Source organism: Paraburkholderia solitsugae, assembly GCF_013177695.1.
Classification (GTDB): Bacteria; Pseudomonadota; Gammaproteobacteria; order Burkholderiales; family Burkholderiaceae; genus Paraburkholderia; species Paraburkholderia solitsugae.
This window is the reverse complement of record NZ_WOEY01000055.1, coordinates 1-15,983: the sequence shown is the minus strand read 5'-3', so window position 1 is coordinate 15,983 and position 15,983 is coordinate 1. Positions and strand designations below refer to the sequence as shown.

Genomic DNA, 15,983 nt, shown 5'->3' with positions numbered 1-15,983 from the left:
CGCCCCGTGATTTCAGCACGCAGAAGTGGTTGCTTTCGACGGTTAGCAGCGAGCCAGAAACAATGCTTTCATCCACAATCTTGACCGCCACGCCCTTGGTGCCCAGCATATCGGTACCGTCGCGCTGGAGTGATGTGATGACCTGCCGTGCTATTGCCATGTCTTGCTCCTCGTCTTGATCTCAATCGTTGAACTGCGGGAGTGGTTGCGACTGTTCGGACAATGGACTGGCCTGTCGGGAACGGCGGGTTCACGTCCGTCTGCGTTCCTGACTTTTGATGGTATGAAGGATATCGGAATCGACGGGGCCTGATTACAAAAATCGTTACGTGACTGATCGCCAGGGCGCATACGAGCGTAAAACCGATCCAGCGGCGGGTTCTGCGTGTGAATCCAGTGCGCTGGCTTGACGAGAGCAGTCTGTCGACAAGCTCCCGATCAAATCAAACGCTAACGCCTGCAATGGCCGATCAACCGCCTTTCATGTAGCGTTAGTAATCGGCAGCTCATCGCCGCCTACGGGTTTCTCCCGATCTCAACCGATGTCGATACCAGCGTCGCCGAATCGTCGTAGGGGTATGTCCAACTTCTCCAGTGAAAGGCAAGCACACCATGACTACCGGAACCGTCCATCTCCAACGCGTCTTGCGCGCAACGCCCGAACGTATCTATCGAGCCTTCCTCGAACCCGATGCAATAGCGAAGTGGCTGCCCCCCTACGGGTTCACGTGTCAGGTCCACCACATGGATGCCCGCGTGGGTGGCACTTACAAGATGTCCTTCCGTAACTTCGGCACCGGCAATAGCCACTCGTTCGGCGGCGAGTACGTCGAACTGGTGCCGTTCGAGAAGATCCGCTACTCGGACCGATTCAACAACCCGAACCTGCCCGGCCAGATGCACGCCACCATTTCATTGCGGCAGGTGTCTTGCGGAACAGAACTCACCATTGTGCAAGAGGGCATCCCCGAGGTCATTCCTGTGGAGATGTGCTACCTCGGCTGGCAGGAGTCGCTGTTTCAGTTGGCAAAGTTGGTTGAGCCCGAGATCCCTGACTGACGACACCGGCACAGGCGTGCACACCGTTGCGTGAGGTGCCGTCATCGGCGGTGTCGGCTGGCTCCGGCATAAGTGGCAAGCCGTGTTACCGGCCTGTTTGACAGACGAGCTTGCGAACCGCTCAAAGTGTCGGACCTCGCATGCGATCGATCTGATCATTGAGCCGGGCGACCGAATTGGCGAGAAACGCGGCTCTGGCATCGAGGCGGGAAAGAAGCAGCGTCACGATGAGAATCACGAACGCAAACGGAATGACGGCGGCAGCGAGCCATAGCGGCTTGATGCCGTTCGCCGCGCCGCAAATCGATCCAACGGGGAAATTCGCCGCGGCCATACCGGTGTAGTGCATACCTGTGATGGCAATGCCCATGACACAGGCCGCACCAATGCGCTTGCGCATCACATGTTTCTGATCCGCTCCGCGAAGTGTGTTCGCGACCCACAGTGCCGCGGTGGAAGCCGCGATTGCAATGAGAATTGACGCAGCAAAGATACTTGGCTCGTAGCGAATCGCGGGGTTCATCAGCATCGCGGCCATGCCCATGTAATGCATGCTGGCGATACCCAACCCCATCAGGACCCCACCTGCGAGCACATGTACCAGCTTCAGACGTTGCCGCGTGACGACATGCAACGCAAACCAGGAGACGAGTACGGCGATAACGAGCGAGTAACAGGTTAGCGCGAAATCGTAGCCAATCGGGATGCTCAGAGAGAACGAGAGCATCCCGATGAAGTGCATGGACCAGATGCCGACGCCCATCGCCAACGCGCCCGCCGCTAGCCATAGGTGCCGGGCACGAGCGTAAGCCAGTATGGAAAGCCGGTCTGCGAGATCAATTGCCGTGAAGGAAGCAAGCGTCGCGACGATAAGGGAAACAGCGACCAACCAGAAGTTATAGTTGCTTTGCATAGGTCAGCGGCTTTTCACAAAAGCTCGATTATTGGTTATTAACAGCCTCGCACGGCCTCTCTGCCGACGAAGAACTGAGCGCTACACATCGCACTGGCCTGTGCGGTAATGCATTCATTCCGAGTCTCTTCCGCCACCGAATCACGTCGGGCAGATTACGGTAAAGCAGTGGTGATTCTAGTGCAAGTTGCCTGGGCGCTCATTGACGAATTGAAGCCGGATGAGGGCTGTTTGCGGCACGTTGATGCCGGATGCATCGCCTGTCGATGCCGGCGCGCGAGGCCACCCTCCCCGACTTCGAGGTAGCGGCGCCTACCGATCGCAGGATGTGGCATGTCAATATTCGCCAGCCGACGTCGTCCTCAACTCGGGGATCCCTTTCGCATGTCTTGTTCGGGGCGTACTCAGGTGTTGCCCTGGTTTTGAGCTGCCTTCTCGATGGTGCGACAATCGAACACGGATAAGCCAGCTCAGAACACCGTACGCCCATGGTCCACTCAATCAGAAAGGACAAGAACATGCGTCGATACTTCTACCTCGCGGCATTGCCTGCCGCCTTTGTTGCCGGCATGTTTGCAGCCCATCTCGGCACACCGGCGCAAGCCCAGACGTCAGACGTACCGCTGACGGCGCAGATCATTGACCTTGCGGCCCTAACCGATGCCGATCTTGGCGCACAGATTCCGAACATGGGTACGTTGCGTTCGAAAGGCCTGGTCGTCACGCCGAGCGGGACCATCGCAGTGCAGACCGGTAACGTACCCAAGCATACGCACAAAGGTTCTGACGAAATCCAGTACGTGATTTCGGGAAGCGGCACTTTCTGGCTAGGCGACGAACAGCGTCAGATTCACCCCGGCGACCTGATCATTATCCCGAAGGGAACGGTACATGCGGGCGCCGTGGCGACCAGCGGCGAATTCAAGGTCATTTCTATCAAGCTGCCGCCGCAAGCTCCGGGCGACATGCAGATGGTTCCCTGACGTGTCGTCGATGTCCGGTGTTCCCTGATCCACGCCAGACAGACACCGGCGAAATCGCCCGATATCTCAACCGGATCGTCGCTCGATTTCCCGACGATCCGCCTCATGCTCGCCAGGCCGGCCCCGCAGGAAAGTCGTACTGATCGAGCGACGCCGCATGCATTTCGATGCTGTAACCAGCACGTTGCGGCGGCATATAACGGCCGTTGCGAATCACAACCGGATCGACGAAATGCTCATGCAAATGATCCACGTACTCGAGCACCCGGTTTTCCAGCGACGCCGACACGCAGATATAGTCGAACAGCGAAATGTGCTGCACATACTCGCACAATCCGACACCGCCCGCGTGCGGGCACACGGGCACGCCGAATTTCGCCGCCATTAGCAGAACGACAATCACCTCGTTCAGACCACCCAGACGGCAGCTATCGACCTGACAGAAGTCGATGGCCTGCGCCTGCAGCAACTGCTTGAACATCACGCGGTTATGGCAGTGCTCGCCTGTTGCTACGCCGATGGGCCGAATCCGCTGGCGGATGGCCGCATGGCCGAGAATGTCGTCGGGACTCGTGGGTTCCTCGATCCACCACGGATCGAATTGCGCCAGGCGCCGCATGTTCGCGACTGCTTCATCGACATCCCACACCTGGTTCGCATCCATCATCAGCTTGCGGTTTTCGCCGATTTCTTCACGCAGGATGCGGGCGCGGCGCATATCTTCGTCGAGATTGCCGCCCACCTTCTGCTTGAAGTGCGTCCAGCCCTGCGCGACACCTTCGCGTGCGAGCCGGCGAATCTTGTCGTCGTCGTAGCCGAGCCAGCCGGCCGACGTCGTGTAGGCCGGATAGCCGTGCGCGAGCATCTCCTTCTCGCGCTCGCCCCGGGTTTTGGCATGACGGTGCAACATGGCGATGGCTTCCTGCGGCGTGATCGCATCGGTCACGTAGCGGAAGTCGAGACAACGCACAAGTTCTTCGGGGCTCATGTCGACAAGCAGCTTCCACACCGGCTTGCCTTCCGCCTTGGCCCACAGGTCCCAGGCCGCATTCACGACAGCCGCCGTCGCCAGATGAATCGCGCCCTTGTCCGGGCCGATCCAACGCAATTGGCTGTCTGACGTCAGCGCGCGCCAGAAAGCGCCCATGTTTGCTGCGATATCCTCGAGCGTTTTGCCGACGACGAGGGGGCTAAGCGCCTGCACCGCGCTCACGCAGATCTCGTTGCCGCGTCCGATCGTGAACGTGAGGCCGTGGCCTGTGAGCGCCTCCGGCGAATCGGTTTCGAGCGTCACGTAGGTGGCGGAATAGTCCGGCGCGGCGTTCATCGCATCGGAGCCGTCGAGTGAACGCGAGGTCGGAAACCGAATGTCCCGGACGGACAGCTTTGTGATCGTGGGCATCTGAACACCCTCTTCTGCGACAGCTATCGAGTTGAGCCTAGGCGCAAAGAGGGCCGTGCGTGCTCCGCTGGCCTCTTTGCGGCCACCGTCTCTCTCCGGGATGCGATGCGAGGTGAGAAAAGAAGAGGAAGCATTGTGCCCCCTCCTCTCACGTCACACCCTGGCGGCAACGGTCAATCGTAGAGCACGGCGGCGATCTTGGGATCGCTCATATTGCTCTTGTCGTACCAGTAGAAGCCTGTGTCGACTTTCTTGGGCAGCTTCTCGCCCTTCAGCGCCTTCACCGCGGAATCGACGACACATTTGCCGATCCCAACCGGATTCTGCGTGATAGCGCCGGCCATCAAGCCCGAATTGATGTCCTCCTTTTGCTCCTTGCCGGAGTCGTAGCCAATCAGAACGAGCTTTTTGCCCGATTCCTTGACGCCGATCGCAGCCCCTTCCGCCGAGCCTTCATTCGCGCCAAAAATGCCCTTGAGATTGGGATTGGCCTGGATCATCGTCTTGGCGATTTCCGCCGACTTCAGATGGTCGCCGCCGCCATATTGGACTGAGACGATCTTGATGTTCGGGTGCTTCGCTTTCATCTCATTCAGGAAGCCGTCGCGGCGATCGATGCCGGTGCGGCTGGTCTGGTCATGCACGACCAGGCCGACCTCGCCGGCATTGCCGATTGCCTCGGCCATCTTGTCGGCGGCGAGTGCGGCCGCGGCAATGTTATCCGTCGCACACGTCGTCAGCGGAATGTCGCTGTCGACGCCCGAGTCGAAGGCGATGACCGGTATTTTTTCGGCCTGTGCCTTCCTCAACAGCGGAATGGCCGCTTTGCTATCGAGCGCGGCGATGCCGAGCGCCTGAGGCTTCTTGGCAAGCGCGGCCGAGAGCATGTCGATCTGCTTATCGACCATGGCCTCGGTTTCCGGCCCCTCGAAGGTGATCCTGACGTTGTGCTCCTTGGCCGACTGTTCCGCGCCGGCTTTGACGGCCTGCCAGAACTGGTGCTGGAAGCCTTTCGAGATCAGCGGGATGTAGGTGTCCTGCGCGAGCGCAACACTCGTCCCGCCAATGAGCGCGCCAACGCCGACCACGACACCGATTAGTCTTCTTTTCAACATGGGGTTTCTCCTCCTAAGTTGGCTATCAACCTCCAGCCGTTCGGGGAGCCTTTGGCGCTCCCTTTTCTTGATCTTGTTCCGCGTAGCGTCAACCTTCGTCAGCTTTTCTTGCGCCGCAAAATATCGGCATAGACCGCAAGAATGATGATGAGGCCAGTCACCACGATCTGCCATTCCTGAGCGACGGACATGATGCGCAGGCCGTTGGTCAGCACGCTCATAATAAACGCGCCGATGATCGTGCCCAGAATCGTGCCCGCACCGCCGCTGAGCGAGGTCCCGCCGATAACCACGGCGGCGATCGCTTCGAGTTCGTAACCTTGGCCTAGCGCCGGCTGGGCCGAATTCAGGCGCGAGGCGATGAGCAGCCCGGCGACACCGCAAATTGCCCCGGCCAGACCGTAAATGGCGATCTTCCACCGATCGACATTCACGCCGGAAAGGCGTACGGCTTCTTCGTTGCTGCCGAGCGCAAAGGTGTAACGGCCGAGCGCCGTGCGATTAAGCGTGATCGAACTCACAACCGCCAGGAAAAACAGGATCAGGACCGCGTTCGGAACGGGCAGGCTAGGCAGCACATAGCCGATCAGCGAATCCTGAGAGATCCGGTAGAAGTTTTCGGTGTCGCTGAAATAGATCGGCTTGTCGGCCGAGACGACCAGCGACAGCCCTTTCAGCAACAACATCATGCCTAAGGTGGCAATGAACGGCGGTATTTTCATTTTCGCCGTGAGCGTTCCCGAAATGGTCCCGCAGATCGCGCCCGTCCCAATCGCAGCGACGACGCCTGTCCACATCGGCAAATGCCAATAGGTCAGAAACACGCCGCAGATGACCGCCGTGAAGGTCATCAACGTGCCGACGGACAGATCGATCCCGCCGGTGATGATGACGAACGTGCAGGCGATTGCCAGCACGCCGTTGACCGCCGTCGCCTGCAGAATCCCGAGCATATTGTCCATCTGCATGAACGCGGGAGACGCGAAGCTGAAAAAGACCAGCAGGAGGATCAGACTCCCGAAGGCGAGCAGCTTTTGCAGAGCGGCCGGCGCGAACACGCGGGCTCTAAGGCCGGACGGCCGTCCCTCATTCGCCAACGCCGACGTATCCGATGGCTGTGTCATAAACTGGATCTCTCCTCTCGAAGCTCACGCTGCTTTTAAGGTTTCGCGCTGCGTCGCCAATTGCATGATGCGCTCTTGTGTCGCCTCCACGGCCGAGAGTTCGCCAGTAATGCGGCCCTCGCACATCACGACGATACGGTCGCTCATGCGCAAGATTTCCGGCAGTTCCGACGAGATCATCACGATCGCCTTGCCTTGCTCAGCGAGCGAGCGCAGGAGTTTGTAGATTTCGCTCTTGGCGCCGACGTCGATGCCGCGCGTCGGCTCGTCGAAGAAGAGCACGTCGCAGTCGCGCTCGAGCCATTTCGCAACGACAATTTTCTGCTGATTACCCCCCGAGAGAAGCCGCACCTCCTGCGTCGCGGAAGGCGTACGAATGGCGAGCAGATTGATGAAATGGGAGGCCGTCCGCCGTATCTCGGCGCGGCGCAAGAAAAAGTTGAGCGACAGGAATTTGCGCAAGTTGGACATCACGATGTTCGATTCGACGTTCATTCCGGTCGCAAGGCCGAAGCGCTTCCTGTCCTCCGAAAGATAGCCGATGCCGCGTGCCACCGCATCGCTCGGATTCCTGATCATCGCCTTCACGCCTCGCACGATAATTTCGCCAGATTCGATCGGATCGGCGCCGAACACCGCCCGTGCGACCTCGGTGCGACCGGCGCCCATCAAGCCAGCAAAGCCCAATATCTCGCCTTTGCGCAGCACGAAGCTCACGTCTCTGACCAGCGGGCCGGCGTTTAGATTTTTGACTTCGAGTGCGACCTCGCCTGTGTCCGCTACGCGCTGGGAAGGCGCGACGTCGGTCAACTTTCGCCCGACCATCATGCCGATGATCGCTTCGACGCTGGTGTCCCTGGCACTAACCGTGGCCACATATTCCCCGTCACGCAACACGGTGACGCGGTCGGCAATCTGCTTCAGCTCATCCATCTTGTGCGAGATATAGATGATGCCCACGCCCCGGTTTCTTAGCTCGCGGATGATGCGGAAGAGCTCGGCGATCTCGGCGTCATTGAGCGCCGAGGTCGGTTCGTCCATGATCAAAACGCGCGAGTCGAAGGACAACGCCTTGGCGATCTCGACCATCTGCTGCCTCGCGACGGTGAGCGTACTGACAACCGCGCGCGGGTCGAGATTCACATGCATGCGGGCAAGAATGTCGCGCGCTTGCGCATTGAGCTTGTCTTCGTCGAGGAACAGACCGAGGTGTCCGCGTGGCTCACGGCCGATGAACATATTCTGGGCGACGGTCAGATGATTCATCAGTTGGAGTTCCTGATGAATGATGCCGACGCCCATGGCCTGCGCCTCGCGCGGGCTCAGGAACTCGACCGGCTGGCCGTCATAGAGGATTTCGCCCGTATCCCGGGTGTACACGCCGGCGAGGATTTTCATCAGCGTCGATTTGCCGGCGCCATTCTCGCCCATCAGCGCGTGGACCTCCCCCGCCATGAGCTCGAACTGGACTTCGTGAAGCGCCCTCACGCCGGGAAAGCGCTTATTGAGCCGTTTGACGGAAATGAGCGGGATCATGGCGCGGATCGAACGGCAATTCCACGACCGCCGCCAGCCTCATCGCGAGGAGCGGGTCGAGAAAGCGTTGAGCGCCACTGCGCGGGGCGCCGCTGTGCCGGGTGTCGCCGGGTATCGCGGCTGAAATCGTAACGAGAAGCCAGACACATTGCTGGGCCCCCAAACCGATGTGCCACCATTTTACGACGCCGAACGGCAGCGGCTCAAGCGTAGGCATTCCCTAGTGCCGCGCGCAAAGGTACCTCTCGCTTGCTTCCCACTATTTGATTTTTCGCTCATTTCAGGCCGGTTCGCCGGCCTCCATCCCGCGCAAACTCAGGCACCCGGGTGGCGGCTCGTGGCTCACGTGCCGCGCTATTTCGAACCGTTCCGCGAGCCAGTTGACGAAGGCAAGCACGCGCGGCGGCGCACGGCGATGACGCAGATACGCGACCGATACCGGCATCGCCGCAGGCCTATAAGACGGCAGCACTTCACGGAGCCGCCCAGAGTCGAGGTAGGGCTGCGCAAGCGCCCGCGGCGGCTGGATCAGCCCAAGTCCACGCAGTCCGCATTCGAGATAGGCATGCTCGTCGCTCACCTGCACGAAGCCCCCAAGCGGCACGTTGACCGTATCGCCTTCGACCTGGAAATCGAAATCCGCCGCTCGCCCCGTCTGCGCACACGTGCAATTCACCACGACGTGATCCGTTAGCTCGTCAAGCCGTAGCGGCGTGCCGTACCGCGCGAGATAAAGCGGACTCGCACAGGTCACACGCTCGAGCGCGCCCAGTCGGCGAGCGGCAAGGCCCGCGTCCGGCAATTTTCCAGTCAGAACGCAGCAATCGATCGCTTCGCCGATCCGTTCGACCTGCCGGTTGCTAACGCCGAACTCGAGCAGAATATGCTCGTAGCGCGCGTGAAAGTCGTCGAGCGCCGGAAACACGATCGCGTTCGCGACGACCGCCGGCATCTCGACGCGCAGCCGCCCACGCGGCCGGTCGTCGGGATGCCGCAGGCTCGCCTCGACGTCGTCGATGTCGGCGAGAATCTGCACACAACGCTCGTAATAGGCAGCCCCTTCCGCAGTCAGATTGAGGCGGCGCGTGGTGCGCACGAGCAACTGGATGCCGAGCATGGCCTCGAGGCTCTGCACCAGCGTTGTCGCGCTGGCGCGCGGAATCCCGAGGGACTGCGCGGCACGGGTAAAGCTGTTAGCGTCGACGATGCGTACGAAGGTCTGCATCGCCATGATGCGATCCATCACGGGCGTCTCTCCTGGAGAAGTCGAGGCGCTATGGAACACATCACCCGCCTCGTCCTTGTAGAGCACACTAATGCCGTGCATCGAACGGTGGGAGTGACAAGTGTGGCGGGATTCAGTATGCGGTCAATGAACCCAGCTCTCGCCTGCAGCGGCGCTCAATACTGCCGCGACGATCGAGATAGTGCTGGGCCGTCGTTTCGTGCATCCACACGTGTGAGCCGAGCAAATGACCCGTTGCGTGAAACGGGTCGTTTGCCCGGCGCTGACCACGCTACGCTTCGGCCAGAATCTGCTGAATGACTTGCTCGAAGGTTTCCACGGGTTGTCCGCCGCTCACCAGATAGCGACCGTTAAAGATGATCGCCGGCACTGATTGAATGCCCTTCGCCTGATATTTCCGTTCTTCGGCACGAACGTCGTCGGTATAGAGTCCGCTTCGCAGTACCTCATTCGCTTCCGCGGCGTCGAGCCCCACGGATTGAGCCGCCTCGACCAGGACTGTGTGATCGCTTGGGTCTTTGCCCTCGGAATGATAGGCCCGCAGCAGCGCCAGCTTGAGTGGCAACTGCCTGCCTTTGATACCGGCCCAATGCATCAGGCGGTGCGCATCGAAGGTGTTATAGACGCGCGTACGCGGGCCGAAGGCAAAACCAACGCTCGCCCCACGCTCGCGGATCATGGCTTGCGTTTCGGCGATCTGCTCCGGTGTACGTCCGTACTTTTTGCCGAGATAGTCGACAATCGCCTCGCCGCCCGGCCCCATCTCCGGATTCAGTTCGAAGGGATGCACGGCGATTTGAGCGTCGACGGTATCGCCGAGGCGCGAGAGCGCAAGCTGGAGCGACGACAGGCCGATTGCACACCACGGGCATGCGATATCGGAGACGAAATCAATAGTTAGCTGTTGAGTCATTGCTTTCCTGACGGGAATAACCTGAGGCGCGGCCGGCTCGGTGTGACACAAAGACGGCCAACAGGGTAGCCTAGCCTGAATCGCCAATATTTGCAGGGCCGCGCTCCGGACATCAACCGAAGCGGTCGTCCGCCTAGCCTCAGTCCGGCATTCCGTTATGGTCTCCGAGCGGTCTGGTGGGCCAGTCCACCCAGCGGTCCGCACGGGTCCGTTCGTGCGCTTCGTTGAGCGGGTAACGAATGCGGTTGTCGTCGCGCGGACGCTCGCCGATTACCATCAGCCTGACTTCGTCCTTCGTATTGTTGATGAAGGTATGGCAGATTCCAGTGCCTGCCGGAAACGCGACGGAATCGCCTTCAGCAATGGGGTGAAGCACGCCGTCGATCCAGACATCGGGTTTGCCTTCGAGCACATAGACAAACTCCTGCTCGGTACTTTCGGCGTGCGGATAGGACGTCCGCCGGCCGGGCAGAAGCCTCACATGATGGATGCCAATACGCGTAATGCCGAGTGCGGCGGAAAGCGGCGCGTCCAGCGCCATCTTCTCGGTATCGCCGCGATAAGAATGCGCATCCGGTTCTTCCAGCTCAGTCCAGTGCTTGATGAAATCGGGTCGGGTCATCGGCTGTTCTCCTTTAGGGACTTCGATCGATGATAGCCGCTTGCACGAGGAACGAAACGCATTCGGGCCAGCAACGGAAATCGGTGTCGACTCCAAGTCATTTCGGCGCACGAATGTTGAATGGTTTTCCCGGTACCCAGGCCCAGGTCGCCAGAACCTTCGCACCCTCAGGCCCCGCGGTGGTGACATGAATGACACCGGCGGGCATCCGGTAGCTCTCGCCCGCGTGTACGACGCGTGTGGCTTGACCATCGACCTGCACCGTTACCTCGCCCTCGAGCACGTATGCGACCTCAGGCCCGGTCGCCTTATGTCGCGGCTTCGAAGCGTTCGGAGGAAACTCGGCAATGCCCATGCCCATTTCGCGATCGGTTCCTGGAACCGGGACCCGTTGCAAAACGACGGTGTCTTTCGCCGCCGGTGCGCTCTCAGCAGCTTCGACTGGCTGAACGCATACGAGTGTCGAAAGGATAAGCGGAAGGTAGCGAGCGCTTTTCATCGATGGGGGCCCTGCTTATTGTTCGTCGTTGGCCAGTGACGTGAGAATCCGGTATGCAACGCTTACCCGTTCATCGATGGGGAAATTCTTGTTGGCAAGGATGACGATCCCGAGCCGCTTCTGCGGAATGAATGCGACGTACGCGCCAAAGCCGTTGGTCGAGCCGGTTTTATTGATCCAGACGTCTTCACGAGGCGGCTGCAGTGGCGTTATTTGAGTGACCGGCGTTGCATTGAAGATCATCGCCGACGAATTGCCGTCCAGCAGCGTCTGCAAATTGACGGGATACGGATACTGTTCCCATATCAGGTCCTGGGTCATCGCCCCTGCCTTGAAGTATCCGGTGTGGGTATCGGTGACCGCGCGCTGAAGCTTCCGGTCCAACTGGATCAGATTCATGTTGGCTTCCACGAAGCGAATCATGTCGGCAGCCGTGGTCCTGATGCCGTAGGCTTCAGCCCACAGCACTCCAGGTGCCATTCTGATCGGCGCACCTTCTTTCGTGTAGCCCTCAGCGTAGTCGTTCAATTTCCCAACGGGAACGTTGATGTAGGTGCTCTTCATGCCAAGCGCGGGGAACAGATGATTTTCCATCAGCCCGCCAAAATCCTGACCCATGCTCTTCGCCGTGATCAGGCCGAGCGCACCGATGCCGGGATTCGCATACGTCCGATAGGTTCCCGGCGCGTAGGTGGGCTGCCACTGCTTGAAATACTGCATCAACTGATCGTCGTTGCGGATGTTGTCCGGCACCTGCAATGGGAGCCCTCCGGGCGTGTGCGTGCCCAGATTAAGAAGGCTGACATTGCCGAACTTGCTATTTTGTAGAGACGGGAGGTACTTGCCCGACTGATCCGACAAAGATAGATAGCCACTCACCTGCGCATAGGACGCCAGCGTCGCCGTCAAAGTCTTGCTGACAGAACCCAGCTCAAACAAGGTGTCGCTCGTGACCGGTTTTCTGGTTTCCGTCGACGCCAGGCCATAGTTGAATACGTAGTGCCTGTCACCGTCGATGATGCCAACGGCCATTCCGGGGATAACATCCTTCGCCATGACCGGTTGAATGGCGCGGGTCACTGTACTGCCGATTCTGTTTTGCTTATCGTCGGCCGCGTGGCTAACGACTGTGATCGCACAGGCAAAAAAGCCCGTTGCTACAAGACCGATGGTTCTGAGATTCATGTTCCAAAATCGTCAACTTTGACGTAGGTGGATTACGGGCGGGTGTGCTGCGCAAGGAGTATGCATGCGCCCAGATTCATCGACTATCGACGATATCTTGTCCATGGCGAAAGAAAATCTTTCGCGTGACACGCGATATCCCTCCACCGCTTGCCGGTCATTCACCATCCAAGCGTAGCGCCGAGCCGGGGCGAACAGCGGCATGCGAGCCGGACGGCTGACGCCGCTGAAGCGACCGCCGTCCGGTGGCTCACCCGGCCCGCGCGCCGACGATCAGTACGATCCCATGTAGTCGCGCTTGCCAATCTCGACGCCGTTGTGGCGCAGAATTGCGTAGGCCGTCGTCACGTGGAAGAAAAACTGGGGCAGACCATAGTTTTGCAAATAGGCGCTGCCGACCAGTTTCTTCTCTTTCGGCGTGCCCGGACGCAGGACGATTTCCGTGTTCTCGCTACCGTCGAATTGAGCGGCGTCGAGCGCGCCGATGTGAGCCAACGCCTTGGCGATAAGCGCTTGCAGGTCTGCAAACGTGACTTCGGTGTCGGGCCACGACGGCACCTCTACGCGGGCGAGACGCGAGCTGATGCCCTTGGCGAAATCGGCGGCGATCTGTACCTGGCGCACGAGGGGAAACATGTCCGGGAACAGGCGCGCCTGCAGCAGCGCGTTCGGATCGATGTTCTTTTCGGTGGCGTGGGCTTCGGCTTTCTTCAGCACGTCGGACAATGCAGTCAGCATCTGCTTGAAAACGGGAACGGATGCGCTGTAGATGGAACTCGTCATGATCACTCTTTCGGTCGATGTGGGATACCGGCGCGGAAAATACCGCACCGGCCGGCTTAATATTTGGCTGGTGGTCGAACTTGTTGGCCAGAACCGGGGGAAGGTTACCATCCTCCTACCGCGAATACCTATGCGAAAACGCTGCGCGCCTGCGACAGGAGGCAGTACTGGCGGGTCATCAAGCGAAGACGAACGAACAAACAGGATCGAAAATCATGAACGACAAGCGAGAGGTAGCGCCAGACAGCACAGCAGCGCGCGTCGCCTTGTGGCGTGCGCTGCATATCGAGGCCGATTCCCTGCCGCATGTGCTGGAAGACGAAATCGGGCTTAAGTTGCTGGCCCCGGACGAGGGCTGGCGCAGCCGCGGCGACATGGATCCGCAATTCACGCGACCCTTTCGCGCTTCAATCGTGGCGCGTGCCCGCTTCATTGAGGACCTGGTCGTGGACCAGGCCGCCAGCGGGTTGAGTCAATACGTCATCCTCGGCGCCGGCCTTGACAGCTTCGCACAGCGGAGGCCGGAGATCGCGTCCCACCTCAAGGTGTTCGAGATCGACCAGCCAAGCCCCCAGGCATGGAAGCGTCAGCGCCTGATCGAGCTCGGCTTCGGCATCCCGGACTGGCTGCGCTTCGTGCCGGTCGATTTCGAGGCGGGCGGATCCTGGCGGGACTCGCTCATGACTGCGGGCTTCGATGAGAGCAAGTCGGCAATCGTGGTCTCTACGGGCGTCAGCATGTATCTCACCAAGGAGGCGAACGCGGCCACACTGCGTGAAGTCGCTGCGCTCGCGCCAGGATCGACGCTCGCCATGACGTTCCTGCTCCCGCTGGAGCTGGCGGACCCCGAAGTACGTCCCGGGCTTGAGATGGCGGAGAAGGGAGCACGAGCCAGCGGGACCCCGTTCCTCAGCTTCTTCACGCCGCCGGAGATCCTGGCGCTGGCCCACGAAGCGGGCTTTAGAGAAGCGCGGCACGTCTCGGCGGCCGATCTAACCCAGCGCTACTTCATGGGCAGAACAGATGGTCTGCGCCCGCCAAACAATGCAGAGGAACTGCTGGTAGCGAATACATAGGTGCCCGGCCTGAGCTGGTCCATCTCGCCGATCGTGCAGAACTACCTGATCCGTAGTGCGCCGGATCAAGCCGACGTCAGCGTGAACGCGTACCAGACAACTATCCGATACCCAACATCGCTTTCATCACGTAACCCGCAATACTCGGATTCTCTTTGATTCGACGCGTACTGTAGCCGTACCAGTCCCGCCCGTAGGGCACATAAATGCGGACGTTGAATCCCATACCGAGCAACTTGTCACGCAATGGCTCGCACACGCCAAGCAACATCTGAAATTCGAATTTCGTTCGATCCACGCCCTCGCGACGCACAAGCGCGATGATTTCCTCAATGAGCACTGTGTCGTGCGTCGCGATGCCGACGAACGCCCCCACTTTAAAACAGCGTGATACATGGTTGATGAAATGCACGTTGATCGCCGTCCTATCGTTGCGCGCACCGTCAACAAGGTGTACTTGATCCTCCACATAAATTCCCTTGCAGATACGCAATGTGCTCTTCTTGCGCAGAAGGTGGTCGATGTCTTCGTAGGTGCGTTTAAGATAGGCCTGCAAGGCCAAACCGACGTTACCCACGTTACGCTCCACCCGCGCGAAGAGGTCAATTTCCTTTTGCGCGCAGCTGATATCTTCCATATCAACGCAGGCAAAGTTTCCATCAACTGCCGCTACTTCCAGAATATGTCTAACCAGGCGCTCGCATTCTGCCTCGTCGACAAGTAGCCCGAGCGCGGACGGCTTGATCGATATTTCCGCGTTCAGACCATGGGCCCGGATGGCATCGAGTACTTTCACGTACTCACCAGCCATGGTTTCGGCCTCGGCCGCGGATGAAACGGTTTCACCCAACACGTCGAGGGTCGTGCTGAACCCGCAGGCGTTTAGCATCTGGACTCGCCCGACGGCGTCAGCAAGTGAATCGCCGGCGATATAACGACGCGAGATTTTCTGGATCAGTGCACGAGGGATAAACGGAATGGCGAGCGCCGCCACCGTATTGAGAATACGCATGTTGTCATCCATGACGAAGAACAGTTAGCCCACCCGGCGCGTATAGATATGCGTATGGGTAAAGCAACCCCGCCGTCTCGAGTTCGTCGAGACAGGCGCAGATAGCCGTACTCCCGCCAACCAAGCGACGGCAAGTGCGGCCTGGTTCAGAGGTTCGTCAGTGGAGGCCAGGCAGCTGCGTACATTTTTTTCTGGAGTGAGATGGCTTCGATGCAGCGGCGAGCGTCTGCTCCCGTCTGCGATACGGCATCGTTAGATGCTTCGAGAGGTCGAAGGATAGTATCACGAGCTTCGCATGACAGTCGGCCCGCCACGTGTTGATGTCCGTATTTTGGGGGCGCTCCGAAGGTCTCTAACCGGCCCGGACTGCGACTGATGTCGACCGTCCCAGTTTGTTAAGGGTTGTGCGATGCCTGCCCTGAAGCCGCATGCATGTGAGCGCGCCGGTGAGCCAGCGGGCAGGCGTCGCACAAGCCTCGATGGAGGAAACCGCGGAGTGCTCCGATGCGGTGGGA

General features: G+C 59.6%; 16 protein-coding genes. 4 read left to right on the top strand and 12 right to left on the bottom strand.

Annotation, left to right across the window (positions count from 1 at the left end; genetic code table 11):
* Positions 1-612 precede the first annotated feature (612 nt).
* Positions 613-1,059: an SRPBCC family protein gene (locus GNZ12_RS13450; protein ID WP_172310789.1), complete on the top strand. Its 447-nt coding sequence runs from the start codon at positions 613-615 to the stop codon at positions 1,057-1,059.
* 121 nt (positions 1,060-1,180) lie between these two features.
* Here GNZ12_RS13450 and GNZ12_RS13445 read toward each other — a convergent pair whose 3' ends face one another.
* Entirely contained in the window at positions 1,181-1,972 is a 792-nt protein-coding gene (locus GNZ12_RS13445) for an MHYT domain-containing protein (protein ID WP_172310788.1), read from the bottom strand.
* 518 nt (positions 1,973-2,490) lie between these two features.
* Here GNZ12_RS13445 and GNZ12_RS13440 point away from each other — a divergent pair.
* Positions 2,491-2,955 carry a cupin domain-containing protein gene (locus GNZ12_RS13440; RefSeq protein ID WP_172310787.1) on the top strand — a complete coding sequence of 155 codons (465 nt, stop codon included), beginning with the start codon at positions 2,491-2,493 and terminating at the stop codon, positions 2,953-2,955.
* A gap of 103 nt (positions 2,956-3,058) precedes the next feature.
* On the opposite strand, the gene GNZ12_RS13435 is transcribed toward GNZ12_RS13440, so the two are convergent.
* From GNZ12_RS13435 to GNZ12_RS13420, 4 genes are all read right to left on the bottom strand, one after another.
* On the bottom strand, positions 3,059-4,357 hold the full coding sequence (locus tag GNZ12_RS13435; protein ID WP_172310786.1) for an L-fuconate dehydratase: 1,299 nt from the start codon (positions 4,355-4,357) through the stop codon (positions 3,059-3,061).
* A gap of 173 nt (positions 4,358-4,530) precedes the next feature.
* Positions 4,531-5,472, bottom strand: a complete 942-nt coding sequence (locus GNZ12_RS13430) for an ABC transporter substrate-binding protein (RefSeq protein WP_172310790.1) — start codon at positions 5,470-5,472, stop codon at positions 4,531-4,533.
* A 98-nt stretch (positions 5,473-5,570) separates the two neighbouring features.
* Positions 5,571-6,596, bottom strand: a complete 1,026-nt coding sequence (locus GNZ12_RS13425; protein WP_172310785.1) for an ABC transporter permease — start codon at positions 6,594-6,596, stop codon at positions 5,571-5,573.
* A gap of 24 nt (positions 6,597-6,620) precedes the next feature.
* Positions 6,621-8,132 (bottom strand): sugar ABC transporter ATP-binding protein, encoded by a 1,512-nt coding sequence (locus GNZ12_RS13420; RefSeq protein WP_172310784.1) that lies wholly within the window; start codon positions 8,130-8,132, stop codon positions 6,621-6,623.
* On the opposite strand from GNZ12_RS13420, the gene GNZ12_RS45015 reads away from it, so the two are divergent.
* Positions 8,131-8,256: a hypothetical protein gene (locus tag GNZ12_RS45015; RefSeq protein ID WP_268959029.1), complete on the top strand. Its 126-nt coding sequence runs from the start codon at positions 8,131-8,133 to the stop codon at positions 8,254-8,256. The two genes, GNZ12_RS13420 and GNZ12_RS45015, sit on opposite strands and share 2 nt — an antisense overlap.
* A gap of 156 nt (positions 8,257-8,412) precedes the next feature.
* On the opposite strand, the gene GNZ12_RS13415 is transcribed toward GNZ12_RS45015, so the two are convergent.
* From GNZ12_RS13415 to GNZ12_RS13390, 6 genes are all read right to left on the bottom strand, one after another.
* Entirely contained in the window at positions 8,413-9,378 is a 966-nt protein-coding gene (locus GNZ12_RS13415; RefSeq protein WP_172310783.1) for a LysR family transcriptional regulator, read from the bottom strand.
* 271 nt (positions 9,379-9,649) lie between these two features.
* Complete coding sequence (locus tag GNZ12_RS13410; RefSeq protein WP_172310782.1) at positions 9,650-10,291, bottom strand: DsbA family oxidoreductase; 642 nt, start codon at positions 10,289-10,291, stop codon at positions 9,650-9,652.
* Positions 10,292-10,430: 139 nt separating this feature from the next.
* The gene (locus GNZ12_RS13405; protein ID WP_172310781.1) at positions 10,431-10,913 is read right to left on the bottom strand and encodes a cupin domain-containing protein; all 483 of its coding nucleotides are present in this window, start codon (positions 10,911-10,913) and stop codon (positions 10,431-10,433) included.
* Positions 10,914-11,010: 97 nt separating this feature from the next.
* Entirely contained in the window at positions 11,011-11,412 is a 402-nt protein-coding gene (locus GNZ12_RS13400; protein WP_172310780.1) for a cupin domain-containing protein, read from the bottom strand.
* A 15-nt stretch (positions 11,413-11,427) separates the two neighbouring features.
* Positions 11,428-12,597, bottom strand: coding sequence for a class C beta-lactamase (ampC, locus tag GNZ12_RS13395; protein WP_172310779.1), 1,170 nt, complete (start codon positions 12,595-12,597; stop codon positions 11,428-11,430).
* Between the two features lie 273 nt (positions 12,598-12,870).
* Entirely contained in the window at positions 12,871-13,380 is a 510-nt protein-coding gene (locus GNZ12_RS13390; RefSeq protein ID WP_172310778.1) for a DUF1993 domain-containing protein, read from the bottom strand.
* 215 nt (positions 13,381-13,595) lie between these two features.
* Here GNZ12_RS13390 and GNZ12_RS13385 point away from each other — a divergent pair, with 215 nt between their 5' ends.
* Positions 13,596-14,456 (top strand): class I SAM-dependent methyltransferase, encoded by an 861-nt coding sequence (locus GNZ12_RS13385; RefSeq protein ID WP_172310777.1) that lies wholly within the window; start codon positions 13,596-13,598, stop codon positions 14,454-14,456.
* A gap of 100 nt (positions 14,457-14,556) precedes the next feature.
* Here GNZ12_RS13385 and GNZ12_RS13380 read toward each other — a convergent pair whose 3' ends face one another.
* Positions 14,557-15,468 (bottom strand): proline dehydrogenase family protein, encoded by a 912-nt coding sequence (locus GNZ12_RS13380; protein ID WP_172310776.1) that lies wholly within the window; start codon positions 15,466-15,468, stop codon positions 14,557-14,559.
* Positions 15,469-15,983 lie beyond the last annotated feature (515 nt).

What these genes read in the sequence shown, in the direction of transcription:
- GNZ12_RS13385 (WP_172310777.1), top strand. Translation starts at nt 13,596, where the DNA reads ATGAACGACAAGCGAGAGGTAGCGCCAGACAGCACAGCAGCGCGCGTC.
- ampC (WP_172310779.1), bottom strand. Translation starts at nt 12,597, where the DNA reads ATGAATCTCAGAACCATCGGTCTTGTAGCAACGGGCTTTTTTGCCTGT.
- GNZ12_RS13405 (WP_172310781.1), bottom strand. Translation starts at nt 10,913, where the DNA reads ATGACCCGACCCGATTTCATCAAGCACTGGACTGAGCTGGAAGAACCG.
- GNZ12_RS13450 (WP_172310789.1), top strand. Translation starts at nt 613, where the DNA reads ATGACTACCGGAACCGTCCATCTCCAACGCGTCTTGCGCGCAACGCCC.
- GNZ12_RS13440 (WP_172310787.1), top strand. Translation starts at nt 2,491, where the DNA reads ATGCGTCGATACTTCTACCTCGCGGCATTGCCTGCCGCCTTTGTTGCC.
- GNZ12_RS13400 (WP_172310780.1), bottom strand. Translation starts at nt 11,412, where the DNA reads ATGAAAAGCGCTCGCTACCTTCCGCTTATCCTTTCGACACTCGTATGC.
- GNZ12_RS13430 (WP_172310790.1), bottom strand. Translation starts at nt 5,472, where the DNA reads ATGTTGAAAAGAAGACTAATCGGTGTCGTGGTCGGCGTTGGCGCGCTC.
- GNZ12_RS13390 (WP_172310778.1), bottom strand. Translation starts at nt 13,380, where the DNA reads ATGACGAGTTCCATCTACAGCGCATCCGTTCCCGTTTTCAAGCAGATG.
- GNZ12_RS45015 (WP_268959029.1), top strand. Translation starts at nt 8,131, where the DNA reads ATGGCGCGGATCGAACGGCAATTCCACGACCGCCGCCAGCCTCATCGC.
- GNZ12_RS13410 (WP_172310782.1), bottom strand. Translation starts at nt 10,291, where the DNA reads ATGACTCAACAGCTAACTATTGATTTCGTCTCCGATATCGCATGCCCG.
- GNZ12_RS13380 (WP_172310776.1), bottom strand. Translation starts at nt 15,468, where the DNA reads ATGCGTATTCTCAATACGGTGGCGGCGCTCGCCATTCCGTTTATCCCT.
- GNZ12_RS13445 (WP_172310788.1), bottom strand. Translation starts at nt 1,972, where the DNA reads ATGCAAAGCAACTATAACTTCTGGTTGGTCGCTGTTTCCCTTATCGTC.
- GNZ12_RS13435 (WP_172310786.1), bottom strand. Translation starts at nt 4,357, where the DNA reads ATGCCCACGATCACAAAGCTGTCCGTCCGGGACATTCGGTTTCCGACC.
- GNZ12_RS13425 (WP_172310785.1), bottom strand. Translation starts at nt 6,596, where the DNA reads ATGACACAGCCATCGGATACGTCGGCGTTGGCGAATGAGGGACGGCCG.
- GNZ12_RS13420 (WP_172310784.1), bottom strand. Translation starts at nt 8,132, where the DNA reads ATGATCCCGCTCATTTCCGTCAAACGGCTCAATAAGCGCTTTCCCGGC.